Below are 13,905 nucleotides of genomic sequence, written 5' to 3' on the forward strand. Positions count from 1 at the left end.
GACGATCCAACGACGTTCCCAGGCGGACCAACAAGTGATCCAAACGATCCATGCGATCCGATAGGTATCAATACCACGGACAGCGATGGTGACGGACTTACAGACTGTGAGGAGACAACGGGTATCGACGATCCGAGTACACCAGACGATCCAACGACCTTCCCAGGTGGACCGACAAGCGATCCGAACGATCCATGCGATCCGATAGGTATCAATACCACGGACAGCGATGGAGATGGTCTTACAGACTGTGAGGAGACTACTGGTATCGACGATCCGAGCACACCTGACGATCCAACGACCTTCCCAGGTGGACCGACAAGCGATCCGAACGATCCATGTGATCCGATAGGTATCGATACAACGGACAGTGATGGAGATGGTCTTACGGACTGTGAGGAGACAACGGGCATCGACGATCCGAGTACACCAGACGATCCAACGACGTTCCCAGGCGGACCAACAAGTGATCCAAACGATCCATGTGATCCCATAGGTATCGATACCACGGACAGCGATGGTGACGGACTTACAGACTGTGAGGAGACTACTGGTATCGACGATCCGAGCACACCTGACGATCCAACGACCTTCCCAGGTGGACCGACAAGCGATCCGAACGATCCATGTGATCCGATAGGTATCAATACCACGGACAGTGATGGAGATGGTCTTACGGACTGTGAGGAGACTACTGGTATCGACGATCCGAGCACACCTGACGATCCAACGACCTTCCCAGGTGGACCGACAAGCGATCCGAACGATCCATGTGATCCGATAGGTATCAATACCACGGACAGTGATGGTGATGGTCTTACAGATTGTGAGGAGACAACGGGCATCGACGATCCGAGTACACCAGACGATCCAACGACCTTCCCAGGCGGACCAACAAGTGATCCAAACGATCCATGTGATCCCATAGGTATCGATACAACGGACAGTGATGGTGATGGTCTTACAGATTGTGAGGAGACAACGGGTATCGACGATCCGAGTACACCAGACGATCCAACGACCTTCCCAGGTGGACCGACAAGCGATCCGAACGATCCATGCGATCCGATAGGTATCAATACCACGGACAGCGATGGAGATGGTCTTACGGACTGTGAGGAGACAACGGGCATCGACGATCCAAACACACCAGACGATCCAGCGACCTTCCCAGGCGGCCCGACGAGTGATCCAAACGATCCATGTGATCCAATAGGTATCGATACCACGGACAGCGATGGTGACGGACTTACAGACTGTGAGGAGACTACTGGTATCGACGATCCGAGCACACCTGACGATCCAACGACCTTCCCAGGTGGACCGACAAGCGATCCGAACGATCCATGTGATCCGATAGGTATCGATACAACGGACAGTGATGGAGATGGACTTACAGATTGTGAGGAGACAACGGGCATCGACGATCCGAGTACACCTGACGATCCAACGACGTTCCCAGGCGGACCAACAAGTGATCCAAACGATCCATGCGATCCGATAGGTATCAATACCACGGACAGCGATGGTGACGGACTTACAGACTGTGAGGAGACAACGGGTATCGACGATCCGAGTACACCAGACGATCCAACGACCTTCCCAGGTGGACCGACAAGCGATCCGAACGATCCATGCGATCCGATAGGTATCAATACCACGGACAGCGATGGAGATGGTCTTACGGACTGTGAGGAGACAACGGGAATAGATGACCCTGGAACACCTGAAGTTCCGACTGGTCCGAGTGATCCAAATGATCCATGTGATCCAATAACTACTGGATGTGAAGCTTCGATTAGGGTTACTAAAGTAGCAGATGTAAGAGGTACCTCTTTAGGAGATAGGATTGATTATACTATAGAGGTTGAAAATACTGGTGATTTTGTTTTAACAGGAATTTCATTAACAGATACTTTTACTGACGCGAATGGTAATATCATATCATTAACCGAAGAACCAACATTTGTGGATGCTAGTTTAGGTAGCTTAGAAGGTACATTGTTAGTTGGAGAGATAGCAACTTATAGTGCAAGCTTTACAATAGATCAAGCTGCTATTAATGCAGGGGGAGTGAGTAATAGTGTTGTAGCTATTGGTACAAATACTGGTATTGGAACCGTGTCAGATGTTAGTGATGACGGTGATGATTTGGATGGTAACACTTCTGATGATCCAACATTTACAGAGTTAGGTTGCTTACTTGTATTTAATGAGTTCTCACCTAATGGAGATGGTGTAAATGATACGTTAATTATTAACTGCATTTCAAACTTCCCTAATAACAAGTTAGAGGTTTATAACAGGTGGGGTAATTTGGTTTATGAGAAACAAGGTTACAATAATGACTGGGATGGGACATCCAATGGAAGAGCTACTGTAAACGCAGACGAGAAACTACCACCCGGTACATATTATTATGTTTTAGACTTTGGAGATGGCTCTAAACCTAAAGTTGGATGGTTATATATAAACAGATAGTAAACAGTAAACGACTAATAAAGATTAAAAAAATGATACAGAATTCATCATTCTTAAAAGGTTTAAGTTTAGTAGTGTTTACTGCACTATTAAGTTTGGAAACAAATGCACAGCAAGACCCGCAATATACGCAGTATATGTATAATACAATGAGTGTGAATGCGGCATATGCAGGTCAACGAGATGTTTTGAGTGCTACCGCTCTCTATAGAACACAATGGGTTGGTATTGACGGCGCGCCTAAAACCATTACATTCGGCATTCATTCTCCATTAAAAAATGAACGATTAGGTTTGGGGCTTAATATTGTAAGTGACCAATTGGGGCCTGCAGAGGAGACCAATATTGATGCAAATTTTTCTTATACAATTCCAGTAAATGATTCTGGAGATTTAGAACTATCCTTTGGAGTGAAAGGTGGCTTGCATATTCTTGATACAGATTGGAGTAAAGGTTTATTTCAAAATCCTGATAGGTTGTTTAATGAGAACATCAATTTAATATCTCCTACATTAGGAGCTGCAATGTATTTGCATTCAGATAAATGGTATCTGGGTTTATCTGTTCCAAATATGTTAACCACAGAGCATTACGATGATTTTCAGGAGTCAATCGCAACAGAGCGTCTTCATTATTTCTTAATAGGAGGATATGTGTTTGATTTAAGTGATAGAACTAAGCTAAAGCCTGCATTTTTAGTGAAAGGTGTATCTGGAGCGCCATTAATAGCAGATTTATCTCTAAACGCATTGTTTAATGATAAGTTGACAATAGGTGCAGCTTACAGATGGGACGATTCTTTTAGTGGGCTTGTAGGATTTCAATTGAGTAGAGGTTTATTTGTAGGGTACGCATATGATGCGACTACTACAGCATTGAATAATTACAACAGCGGAACCCATGAGATAATGCTAAGATTTGAATTACAACAAATAGGTAGAATTTTATCACCAAGATTCTTCTAAAAAGCTACTGATATGAAAAAAAGAATATACATATTTTCTATTTTAACCATTTTTGTATTTGGGCTTACTCATGCTCAAAAAGGTAAAGTTTCAAGTGCAGTAAAGCAGTATGATAAGCTTGCATATATTGATTCTAGAAGTACGTTATTGGAATTAGCCAATAAAGATGAAGTATCGCCAGAAGTGATAGAAAAACTGGCAAACACCTTTTATTTTAATTCTGAAATGGAAGATGCTGCCAAATGGTATGCAAAACTTATTGAAGTTAACGCTCAAACCAATCCTGAAAATTATTTTAGATATGCCCAGGCATTAAAAGCACAGGAAAGGTACAAAGAAGCGGACGAAGCACTTAGAACTTTTGCAGCCTTGAGACCTGATGATTCCAGAGGTGTGGAGTTTTTAAACAATGCAGATTATCTTGAAGCCATTGCAACTATGTCTCAGGATTATGCGCTATCTAATTTGGATATTAACACCTCATTTTCTGATTTTGGAGCGTCTTTGCATAATGGGAATTTAGTTTTTGCATCATCTAGAGATCAAGACGAGAAACTATATAATTGGAATGCACAACCATTTTTAGATCTATTTGAACTTGATGCTGAAGGTAATGTTCAAGAAATAAAGGGTGATATCAATACCAAATATCATGAGTCTTCAACAGCTTACACGAAAGATGGTAAAACGGTGTATTTCACGAGGAATAATTTTTTTAACGGTAAGTTTAAAAAGAATAGTGAAAACACCCACGCACTTAAGATTTATAAAGCTACTATGATTGATGGTGAGTGGACGGATGTGGAATCTTTACCATTTAACGATGACGAATATAGTGTAGCTCATCCTACTCTAAGCGTAGATGAAAAAAAGCTGTACTTCGCTTCAGATATGCCAGGGACAAAGGGAAGGTCCGATATTTTTATGGTCGCTATAAATGAAGACGGGACTTATGGAGCTCCAATGAATTTGGGACCAAAAGTAAACACAGAAGGAAGAGAGAACTTTCCTTTTATTAGCGAAAAGGGAATGCTATACTTTTCGTCAGATGGTCATCAAGGTTTGGGAGGCTTAGACGTTTTTATGATTGAAGCGGCTAATATGAAGTCAGATATATTAAAAAACATGGGAAAACCTATTAACAGCCCTAAAGATGATTTCGCATATATCATTAATGAGTCTACCCGTAAAGGCTATATTTCTTCAAATAGAAAAGGAGGAAAGGGAGATGATGATATCTACAGTTTCGAAATTCCAGATTGCGAATATGATATAATAGGTACAGTTATAAATAAAAGAACAAAGGAAATTTTGGGTAATGCGGATGTTGTGCTTAAAGATGAAAATAATAATGTTTTAGAGTCTGTTAAAAGTGACAGTAATGGGAAGTTCCAATTTAACCTTAGTTGTAAAGAGCAAACATATATTGTAGAAGCTCAGAAAGAAAAATTTGAAGACGATTTTACTGATTTTACAGTAGAAACTGGTAACGGAGAAGATTTAAAATTACAATTGGCTTTAGAACCAAGTGCAGCAAAAATTGGTACAGATTTGGCTTTGTTATTAAATTTAAATCCAATTTATTTTGATTATGATAAGTCCTTTATTCGACCTGATGCAGAGATAGAGTTGGCTAAGGTTATTAAATATATGAAGGAGTATCCAACTGTAAAAATAGATGTTAGATCTCATACAGATTCTAGAGGTAGAGATGCTTATAACATGTCATTGTCGCAACGTAGAAATACTTCTACTAAAGAATATATCATAAATAAAGGAGAGATTTCTGCTGGTAGAATATCTGGAGACGGTTATGGTGAAACGAGATTAACTAACCGCTGTTCTAACGGTGTAAAGTGTTCTAAAACAGAGCATCAGGCAAACAGACGTAGTGAATTTATAGTAATTGAAAATTAATATTAACCATCAACCTAAAAAGGCATCTAAATTTATTTAGGTGCTTTTTTTATTGAACTCATTTTGAAAAACGGGTAAAGCAAGTAATTTTTTGTTCGTATTTTTGCTAAACTATGAAAGAAGAAAAAGTAATTCTTGTTAACGAACAAGATGAACAAATAGGATTAATGCCTAAGATGGAAGCTCATGAAAAGGCGTTATTGCATCGTGCATTTTCGGTCTTTATTTTTAATAGAAATAACGAATTAATGCTGCAGCAACGAGCCCTAGACAAATATCATTCTCCAGGGCTTTGGACAAACACATGTTGCAGTCATCAAAGAGATGGAGAATCAAACATTGAAGCTGGGAAACGCAGACTTCAAGAAGAGATGGGTTTTGTTGTAGATTTAAAAGAATCCATTTCTTTTATTTATAAGGCACCTTTTGATAATGGATTAACTGAGCACGAGTATGACCATGTTTTGTTGGGTAATTATGATGGTACGCCAGAGATAAACCCTGAAGAGGTGGCAGATTGGAAATGGATGCCTTTAGAAGAAGTTAAGGTGGATATTTCATTACACCCAGAACGATATACCGCTTGGTTTAAAGTTATTTTTGATAAATTCTACCAACATATAAATGTAAATTCATGAAAGTAACAGTTAGTAGAAAGGCACATTTTAATGCGGCGCATCGGTTGTATAGAAAAGATTGGAGTTTTGAAAAAAATGACACCATTTTCGGAAAGTGTAACAACCCTAATTTTCATGGGCATAATTATGAATTAATAGCAAGTGTAACAGGAGAAATTGATCCTGAAACAGGTTATGTTATTGATATGAAGGTGCTAAAAGACATTATTAAGAGTGAAGTTGAAGTAGCCTTCGATCATAAGAATCTAAATTTGGAAGTGCCTGAATTTGAAAACTTAAATCCTACGGCTGAAAATATAGCGGTGGTTATTTACAATAAAATGAAATCAAAACTGGATTCAGATTTGGATTTGGAAATAACCTTATATGAAACACCGCGTAATTTTGTGACCTATTCTGGAGGCTAAGTATGAATAATGAGACATTATACCCTATAAAGTTTACCCCGATTTTAAAGGAAAAAATATGGGGAGGTCAAAAATTAAGAGAAATACTTAACAAAAACTCAGAGTCCTCAAACATAGGGGAAAGTTGGGAGATAAGTGACGTTGAAGGAGATACTTCAATAGTTTCAAATGGTTTGTTAAAGGGAAAATCACTAAAAGATTTATTATTAAAATTCAAGGGAGATATTTTAGGGGAAAAAAATCATGAAGTTTTTGGCGATAAGTTTCCTTTGCTCATAAAGTTTATTGATGCGAAACAAGATTTATCCATACAATTGCACCCAAACGATGAAATAGCAGCAAAACGTCACAATTCATTTGGAAAAACTGAGATGTGGTACGTAGTTCAGGCGGATGAGAACTCCAATTTGATAGTAGGTTTCAATCAAAAAGTAACTCCGGAAATATATTTAAAGCATCTTAAAGAAAAAACGTTAACCGAGATTTTAAATTTCGATAAAGTATCCGAAGGAGACACTTATTTTATTGAAGTAGGACGTGTTCATACAATTGGAGCAGGAGTTATGGTTGCTGAAATTCAACAAACAAGCGATATCACTTATAGAGTTTACGATTGGGATAGAGTAGATGACGAAGGAAACAAAAGGGAGTTGCACAATGATTTAGCAATAGACGCTATAGATTTTGATATGCCTGATAATTTTCGTGTGAATTACTCAAAAGAAGAGAATATTTCAAATGAAATGGTAAGCTGTCCTTATTTTAATACAAGTTATTTAAAGGTTACTGAAACTTTGGATAAATTAAATAACAAAGATTCGTTTTTTATTTACATGTGTACTAGCGGAGAAGTAGAGATTGAAGCAAATGGTTTTACAGAAACTGTAGCAAAAGGAGAAACAATATTGTTGCCTGCTGCTTTAAAATCTTATCAAATTCGCTCTAAAAATGCTACATTATTGGAAGTATATGTTTAGATTTACAATTAATTAAAAAATATAATTATGGCAAGTGTAAGAGACCTTAAAAAGGATATAAATTATGTGTTGGGAGATATTATAGAAGCTGTTTATGTATGGGAATATGAGAATACTGATAAGGACACAAAAAAGAGCGAAGCAATTATAGATGAAGCTATTGAAACGTTTGACGAGTTAATTGCTAAAGTAAATGATAGAAGTGTAGAGAATAAAAAAGCACATTTTAAAGCTATTAACGAAGAGTTGGAAAATAGAGGAAAAGCATTAATTGAAAAGATTAACAAGCTAGGATAGCTTTTTTTCATATAATTCTCGTAAGCCAATAGTGGCTAAAAAAGCCTTAAAATTAAGTTTTAAGGCTTTTTTTGTTCTGCTTCATTTTTCTTTCGTGCTTCTAAAAACTTGCGTAGTTCCTTACCATATTTAGAATCTTTAATTTTTGGGGTTAAGGATTTATGTATAGTATCTAATAAATGGTTGTTGGCATCGTAAATTTCGGATAAAGCAAGATAAGCCGCAACTTCACTATCGCTATGGTTTAAGGCAAAGTTTACCGTTTGCAGATATCTGTTTCTTATAAGGCTGACCTGCTTTTTTTCTACACTATTTATTGCAGCGGTATCTCCGCTTTTTCCAGCTTCAAAACTTTCTTTTATCAAATCTAAATTCCTGTTGTTTAAACGAGACATTAGCTCCTGATAATCTTCTAAGACTTTTTGGTGCTCAGAACCTTTAATTTTCGCATCTGTTACAAAATTTTTCAAAGAAGTATTAATTTCAATAATACCTTTATCAGCAAAAAAGCTAATTCTATCCTCTTCTTTGGAGTTTTTATCAAGGTCTAAAAATAACAAATCTGGTTCGTCCAAATCAGCATACAATTCAAATTCAGAATTGCCGTTTACAACAATGGAATCCACAGTTACCATAACCGTATCTATTACTCGTTTTAGATATACAGTTCCTTTTTTTAAACCTTTTATATTGGTTTTTACTATTAAGTCCTTCGGAGTTTCAGAACACGCGAATAGTGATAAAATAATAAACAGAATGCTGAACTTTTTCATAAAAAATAAAGTGTAATTTGGTGCGCAAATATCTTAATAATTATTAAAAATATACTAACCTCCAGCGGCAATTTTCATGAGTTCTGCACATAGCATGGCACCATAGGTTCCAACAACATAACCAAAAACGGCTAATAGCACTCCAACTGTAGCTAAAGATGGATGAAATGCCGCGGCAACAACAGGAGCAGACGCTGCCCCTCCAATATTTGCCTTACTTCCAACAGCTAAAAAGAAATATGGTGCTCTTATAATTTTTGCAACAAGAAATAATAATCCAACATGAATGGCCATCCAAACTAGTCCAACGAAAATCAGCCCTGGGTTTTCCAAAATTTTAGTTAAATCCATTTTCATTCCGATACTTGCAACAAGAATGTAAATGAATACACTGCCAATTTTGCTTGCACCAGCACCTTCATATGTTTTAAATTTTGTGAACGACATTAAAATCCCAAGAATTGTTGCTATGGTAATCATCCAAAAAAATTGTGAACCGAAAGAAGACATGGCCGAAGATTTATCTCTAACAGCCTCAAAATTTGTTGTTAAAAATTCAGAAATATTATTTGCTCCAAAATGTGCAACGCCTACAATAGTAAATGCAATACCAAGAATAACCATTAAATCACTTAAGGAAGGGTTTCTTGAAATTTTATCAGCATAAGATGAGACACGCTCTTTCAAAACCTCAATGGCGCTATTATCAGCTTTAAGCCATTGGTCAATTTTTTCAGATTTACCAATACCCAATAGCAAGATGGCCATCCAAATATTGGCAACAACTATATCTACTATTACCATTCCTGCGTAGTTATCGGTATTAAACCTATAAATTTCGAGCATTGCCGCTTGGTTTGCACCACCACCAATCCAACTACCTGCTAATGTAGCTAAGCCTCTCCATACAGCATCAGGACCTGCGCCGCCAACGGTTTCTGGAGATACCATAGAGATCAATAAAATAGCAATTGGCCCCCCTATGATTACGCCAACTGTTCCTGTTAAAAACATAATCAATGCTTTTGGCCCCAAATTATAGATGGCCTTTAAATCTATACTTAATGTCATTAATACCAGTGCGGCAGGAAGTAAGAACCTACTGGCTATGTAATATACTTGAGACTGGTGTTCTATAATATCTCCTGCTTCATTTGTTGAGGTCCACTCTGGAGCAATGATACCTAGCGTGGTTAATGCACCTGGTAGCATATAGGCCATAAGGAGCGCAGGTATGTATTTGTAAAACTTTTTCCAAAATGCATTGGAGCTTGAGGATGTGTAGAATACAAATCCTAATGCCAGCATCAAAATCCCAAATACTATAGTGTCTTGGGTAAATATTGGTTGATTTTCCATATAAATCTGTCTTAGAAGATTCTAAGATAAATAAAATAAAAAAGGTACAAATAAAACTTTGGCACAGTAGTTGGTACGTACTAGATAGTTACACTTCAATTATAAGTTTATTGAGTGGTTACTTTAAACTTTTGAATTGTAATTTCATATTTTGGTTGGTTAGTTAGTAAAAAAGCACCTATTCTTTAGGTGCTTTTTTTATGCTCAAAAAACTAAAAACAATGTATTTCGTCGATAATATGCATTACATCGACGAAGTGTGTTAAAAAAATGTGTATTTCATCGATTATTTATGTTTTTTGTCGTTGTAATTTAAATCGGTTTTTATATTTGACTCGTACTAAATAACATACTTTTTAGTTCAATGGATTAATTAATTAATATTTGCGTTATGTTGTTGATGTGGAGACCCCAAATCTAGCACATAATATAAAAGCAAATTAAGAAAGAACCGAGTTTGAGGGAACTCGGTTTTTTTGTGGAATAATTCGAAATGTTAGGTTAATTCTAGGACCTATTTCACGTTTTGTTTTAGGAATTTGATGCAACCAATTTTCTTGTGTAAACCCCTGCATTAACAGTACACTTCCGTGTTTTAGTATCATCTTTTCTTTTAATAATTTGTTCTTTTTATGCTTAAAATGAAATGGGCGTTCTTCCCCAAATGTTACTGATGCAATTACCGGGTTTTTTCCAAGTGATTTTTCATCATCCGCATGCCAACCATTACTATCTTTTCCATCACGATAAAGGTTCGCTAAACAGCTTGTAAAATTGATATTTAATTCGCTTTCTATGAGATGTTTAACCTTTAAAATGTCCTTTTCAAAAACATGAGGATACATGGTAATATTACTATAGGAATAAGGTTCTTCATTTGTAGCAAAAAAAGAGGTTAATCTTGGTTGATTATACACTTTTCCAAACACTTTTATTTCATCTTGTTGCCAATTGATTTCAGCTTTTAAATTTTTAAAGAAAGTGTCTGCTTCATTTTTACTGAAAAAGTTGGGATAATATGTAACATCTGCATCCTTTAGGTTTAAATTTTTGGCATTCAATAGTCGCATGGTTTTTATTTTCTAAATTAGCATAAATCGTTTTGTAAATGAAACTAAGGCTATCTTTTTTATTTTTATTAAATACTTTTTTTGGTTTTTGCCAATTGCCAGAAGGGTTTGTTTATGCAAATGACCTAATCCCCGAATTAAATGTGGAACTTCGATATTTAGGAACCAATAATTTTGTTGGTAGACCAATAGAAGGTTACAATAATAATTGCCTCATTTTAACTGAAGAAACCGTAGAGGCTTTAAAAAAGGTTCAAAAAGAATTAAGAAAGAAAAATTTGGGATTAAAGGTTTATGATGGTTACAGACCCCAGCGAGCTGTTAACCATTTTATACGATGGGCAAAAAACCTGAATGACACCATAAATAAAGCACAGTTTTATCCAGATGTCAGGAAAATAGATTTGTTTAAAGAGGAATATATTGCATCCCGTTCTGGCCATACAAAAGGTAGTACAATAGATATCACAATAATCGATTTAACCACCAAAGAAGAATTAGATATGGGCAGTGCTTATGATTTTTTTGGTAAACAATCTTGGATAAATTACAGTAATATTTCAAATGAACAAAAAACGAATAGGCAGTTATTGCAAAGAGTCATGTTAAAATATGGTTTTAGAAACTATCCCAGAGAATGGTGGCATTTTACTTTAAGAGAAGAACCGTTTCCTAATACGTATTTTGATTTTCCAATAGAATAAAAAAACTGCTTTCAACAGAATCGAAAGCAGTTTTTTAAAGTTTGGTTTAGTTGAAGTTTTATTCTTTGTCCAAATCTTTAGTCATATTAAACCCTATAAATAATCCAATTCCCGCCATTAAGAAAATGGTTGCTGGATACACAGCATCTTCATCCAAAGTGGTGTAATTCTCCAATAAACTAGCAATAAAAACCCCTACACCAATCCCCATAAGCAAGAGTGCTAGATTTAAAATAAGCACTTTCCAGATTGGAGCCGTTTGCGTTTTTCCCTTTACAAAAATACTGGCGTCTGCACCTTTTTCTATTAAAGCCAACCGCTCTTTGTTCCTTGTTGAAAAATACAAATAGAATACACCGAAAATAGCTGCAAAAATTACTGGTATTATAATTAATTCTGATCCCATAACTGTTTGTTTTTAATTGATTAATTTTAATGTGTTCATTGGTTATGACGACAACTTCTCAATTATGGTTACACTTTCTTTTAAATATTTTATTAAAATACCTGTAACCAAGGTTATTAAATTGTCGTCTATAAAACAAATGACCATTAACAACGACCAACACATCATCAATCAAATTCTTGAAGGAGACGTTCAAGCATTTTCAATTCTTGTAGATAGGTATAAGAATCTCGTGTTTACGTTGGCCTTAAGAATGCTAAAACATAGAGAAGATGCCGAGGAGATATCTCAGGATGTGTTTATAAAAGTATATAAGTCGTTGTATAAGTTTAAAGGTGATTCTAAACTATCGACATGGATTTATAAGGTTACATACAATTCATGTTTAGATGCTATTAAAAGACAAAAACGTAAACATCAAGAGGTGAACATTGATAAGTATGATGCTTATGATATTGAAGTTATTGATGACGCTCTGGAAAAACTAGTGCAAATTGATCGAGAGAATGCGATAAAAACATGTATTGAAGCATTGGCCAGTGAAGATAGTTTTATACTCACATTATACTATTATGGAGAATTATCTTTAGAGGAAATATCAAAAATTACCGGCTTAAAAGCTAATAATATAAAGGTGAAATTACACAGAGCGAGAAAACGATTAGCTATTATAATGAAACAAAGGTTAGAACCTCAAATAATGCAGTATTATGGAAAATAAAAAGGATGAGCATTTAGATAAGCTTATGCAAAGCGTTTTTTCTGAAATTAATACAGAAGAGTTGGCTCCTGATTTTACTTTTGAAGTCATGTCTAGAATTGAGGCTGAGACAAAAAAAGAATTAGTCTACAAGCCTTTGGTGCCAAAAGTTGTTTGGGTAATAATTTTAGCAACTTTGTTATTTTGGGTGGGATACTTATTTAAGCATCATTTTGTTAGTGATTCAGGATGGTTTTCAAGCCTCGATATTACTGGTTTAGTTCCAAGTTTTCAACTATCAAAGTCAGTTACTTACACAGTGCTGTTGTTTGCTTTGATGATTTGCATTCAAGTGCCTTTGTTAAAATATTATTTTGATAAGAGGTTTGAGGTTTGACACTCTAAATTTAGTTTCTAACCCAAACTCCAGATTTTTTACCGATATCTTTCCTTTTTTTAAATTCGATGGGAATGGCCGTGTCATAATTACGCACTACAAAATGTAGATGCGGTTTTGTTGTATAACCCGTAAAGCCTGCAATACCTATAGGTTGTCCAGCTTCAACGTAATCATTTACTTCTACAAGCGTACCATTAGTGTCTAGATGGACATAGTAGGCAAATGTGGCATCGTCGTGAACAATGACGATCTGATTAGCTTTATCTCTGAAACTTTTACCGCCCCGTTCAGTAAAATGAGACACAACTCTTACAACATATCCGTTGCGAGCAGCGACTATGGTATCACCAATTGGAATTTTAAAGTCTATGGCATATTTAGATTGAACCGAACGATGGGAAAACTTACCATTAAACCCTTGCATGATTTTGTAACGCTTTCTTTTTTGAAACGGAAGTTCGTAGAGATGTTTTTTAATAGAATCTTTATGTAGGCGCTTTCCAAAAGAGTAGGATAGACCTATGTAATCCGAAGTTTCAAAAGTACTATCGTTCTCAAAGAGACGTTTAGGAATATTTACAACGTTAATAAGAGAGTCTTGAGGTTTGCACAAAGTCTCCCCCTCCAAAAATCGGATTTCAGAATCTTTTTTATGTGTAATTTTTAGTGTGATAGGAGCGTAGGTTTTATTTACAAAATTAAAGGTAGTTGCAGTATCACTTTTTATTTTAGAAAATTTAATATCCTGACCATTACTTTCAAAAAATAAAAGTGCAATCAGGATACTAAACATTACTCTTCTCATGATTTC

At 36.0% G+C, this 13,905-nt stretch carries 15 protein-coding genes; 10 read left to right on the forward strand and 5 right to left on the reverse strand.

Annotated elements, in window-relative coordinates; all coding sequences use genetic code 11:
- The 7 genes from EYD45_RS08585 to EYD45_RS08615 form a co-directional block, all read left to right on the forward strand.
- Positions 1-2,481 (forward strand): T9SS type B sorting domain-containing protein (locus EYD45_RS08585; protein WP_130964133.1); only part of this gene is annotated, 2,481 nt, incomplete at its 5' end.
- Between the two features lie 32 nt (positions 2,482-2,513).
- A complete protein-coding gene (locus EYD45_RS08590) occupies positions 2,514-3,446 on the forward strand; it encodes a PorP/SprF family type IX secretion system membrane protein (RefSeq protein WP_130964134.1) in 933 nt (310 codons plus the stop codon).
- Between the two features lie 12 nt (positions 3,447-3,458).
- Positions 3,459-5,363, forward strand: a complete 1,905-nt coding sequence (locus EYD45_RS08595) for an OmpA family protein (protein WP_130964135.1) — start codon at positions 3,459-3,461, stop codon at positions 5,361-5,363.
- Positions 5,364-5,476: 113 nt separating this feature from the next.
- A complete protein-coding gene (gene idi, locus EYD45_RS08600; protein WP_130964136.1) occupies positions 5,477-6,001 on the forward strand; it encodes an isopentenyl-diphosphate Delta-isomerase in 525 nt (174 codons plus the stop codon).
- Positions 5,998-6,408, forward strand: coding sequence for a 6-pyruvoyl trahydropterin synthase family protein (locus EYD45_RS08605; protein ID WP_130964137.1), 411 nt, complete (start codon positions 5,998-6,000; stop codon positions 6,406-6,408). The genes idi and EYD45_RS08605 overlap by 4 nt, the downstream gene beginning before the upstream one ends.
- Before the next feature lie 2 nt (positions 6,409-6,410).
- Positions 6,411-7,385 carry a type I phosphomannose isomerase catalytic subunit gene (locus tag EYD45_RS08610; protein WP_130964138.1) on the forward strand — a complete coding sequence of 325 codons (975 nt, stop codon included), beginning with the start codon at positions 6,411-6,413 and terminating at the stop codon, positions 7,383-7,385.
- A gap of 27 nt (positions 7,386-7,412) precedes the next feature.
- Complete coding sequence (locus EYD45_RS08615) at positions 7,413-7,682, forward strand: hypothetical protein (protein ID WP_130964139.1); 270 nt, start codon at positions 7,413-7,415, stop codon at positions 7,680-7,682.
- 59 nt (positions 7,683-7,741) lie between these two features.
- Here the strand turns inward: EYD45_RS08615 and EYD45_RS08620 are convergent, their stop codons facing one another.
- The 3 genes from EYD45_RS08620 to EYD45_RS08630 all read right to left on the reverse strand — a co-directional run bounded on the left by EYD45_RS08620 (position 7,742) and on the right by EYD45_RS08630 (position 10,884).
- Positions 7,742-8,455: a DUF4369 domain-containing protein gene (locus EYD45_RS08620; protein ID WP_130964140.1), complete on the reverse strand. Its 714-nt coding sequence runs from the start codon at positions 8,453-8,455 to the stop codon at positions 7,742-7,744.
- Between the two features lie 54 nt (positions 8,456-8,509).
- Positions 8,510-9,814, reverse strand: a complete 1,305-nt coding sequence (locus tag EYD45_RS08625) for a DUF819 family protein (protein WP_130964141.1) — start codon at positions 9,812-9,814, stop codon at positions 8,510-8,512.
- Between the two features lie 440 nt (positions 9,815-10,254).
- Complete coding sequence (locus EYD45_RS08630) at positions 10,255-10,884, reverse strand: alpha-ketoglutarate-dependent dioxygenase AlkB family protein (protein ID WP_130964142.1); 630 nt, start codon at positions 10,882-10,884, stop codon at positions 10,255-10,257.
- Between the two features lie 38 nt (positions 10,885-10,922).
- On the opposite strand from EYD45_RS08630, the gene EYD45_RS08635 reads away from it, so the two are divergent.
- Positions 10,923-11,588 (forward strand): M15 family metallopeptidase, encoded by a 666-nt coding sequence (locus tag EYD45_RS08635; RefSeq protein ID WP_130964143.1) that lies wholly within the window; start codon positions 10,923-10,925, stop codon positions 11,586-11,588.
- 58 nt (positions 11,589-11,646) lie between these two features.
- Here EYD45_RS08635 and EYD45_RS08640 read toward each other — a convergent pair whose 3' ends face one another.
- Positions 11,647-11,994, reverse strand: a complete 348-nt coding sequence (locus EYD45_RS08640; RefSeq protein WP_130964144.1) for a DUF6249 domain-containing protein — start codon at positions 11,992-11,994, stop codon at positions 11,647-11,649.
- Between the two features lie 16 nt (positions 11,995-12,010).
- Here EYD45_RS08640 and EYD45_RS08645 point away from each other — a divergent pair, with 16 nt between their 5' ends.
- Positions 12,011-12,715: an RNA polymerase sigma factor gene (locus tag EYD45_RS08645; protein WP_317127933.1), complete on the forward strand. Its 705-nt coding sequence runs from the start codon at positions 12,011-12,013 to the stop codon at positions 12,713-12,715.
- Entirely contained in the window at positions 12,705-13,091 is a 387-nt protein-coding gene (locus tag EYD45_RS08650; RefSeq protein ID WP_130964145.1) for a hypothetical protein, read from the forward strand. The genes EYD45_RS08645 and EYD45_RS08650 overlap by 11 nt, the downstream gene beginning before the upstream one ends.
- Before the next feature lie 10 nt (positions 13,092-13,101).
- Here the strand turns inward: EYD45_RS08650 and EYD45_RS08655 are convergent, their stop codons facing one another.
- Positions 13,102-13,899 (reverse strand): M23 family metallopeptidase, encoded by a 798-nt coding sequence (locus EYD45_RS08655; RefSeq protein WP_130964146.1) that lies wholly within the window; start codon positions 13,897-13,899, stop codon positions 13,102-13,104.
- Between the last annotated feature and the right edge of the window lie 6 nt (positions 13,900-13,905).

The sequence above is a fragment of the Hyunsoonleella flava genome (assembly GCF_004310325.1).
Classification (GTDB): domain Bacteria; phylum Bacteroidota; class Bacteroidia; order Flavobacteriales; family Flavobacteriaceae; genus Jejuia; species Jejuia flava.

Bases quoted from the DNA above. Each gene is read 5' to 3' on its own strand.
- EYD45_RS08590 (WP_130964134.1), top strand. From the start codon at position 2,514: ATGATACAGAATTCATCATTCTTAAAAGGTTTAAGTTTAGTAGTGTTT.
- EYD45_RS08595 (WP_130964135.1), top strand. From the start codon at position 3,459: ATGAAAAAAAGAATATACATATTTTCTATTTTAACCATTTTTGTATTT.
- idi (WP_130964136.1), top strand. From the start codon at position 5,477: ATGAAAGAAGAAAAAGTAATTCTTGTTAACGAACAAGATGAACAAATA.
- EYD45_RS08605 (WP_130964137.1), top strand. From the start codon at position 5,998: ATGAAAGTAACAGTTAGTAGAAAGGCACATTTTAATGCGGCGCATCGG.
- EYD45_RS08610 (WP_130964138.1), top strand. From the start codon at position 6,411: ATGAATAATGAGACATTATACCCTATAAAGTTTACCCCGATTTTAAAG.
- EYD45_RS08615 (WP_130964139.1), top strand. From the start codon at position 7,413: ATGGCAAGTGTAAGAGACCTTAAAAAGGATATAAATTATGTGTTGGGA.
- EYD45_RS08620 (WP_130964140.1), bottom strand. From the start codon at position 8,455: ATGAAAAAGTTCAGCATTCTGTTTATTATTTTATCACTATTCGCGTGT.
- EYD45_RS08625 (WP_130964141.1), bottom strand. From the start codon at position 9,814: ATGGAAAATCAACCAATATTTACCCAAGACACTATAGTATTTGGGATT.
- EYD45_RS08630 (WP_130964142.1), bottom strand. From the start codon at position 10,884: ATGCGACTATTGAATGCCAAAAATTTAAACCTAAAGGATGCAGATGTT.
- EYD45_RS08635 (WP_130964143.1), top strand. From the start codon at position 10,923: ATGAAACTAAGGCTATCTTTTTTATTTTTATTAAATACTTTTTTTGGT.
- EYD45_RS08640 (WP_130964144.1), bottom strand. From the start codon at position 11,994: ATGGGATCAGAATTAATTATAATACCAGTAATTTTTGCAGCTATTTTC.
- EYD45_RS08650 (WP_130964145.1), top strand. From the start codon at position 12,705: ATGGAAAATAAAAAGGATGAGCATTTAGATAAGCTTATGCAAAGCGTT.
- EYD45_RS08655 (WP_130964146.1), bottom strand. From the start codon at position 13,899: ATGAGAAGAGTAATGTTTAGTATCCTGATTGCACTTTTATTTTTTGAA.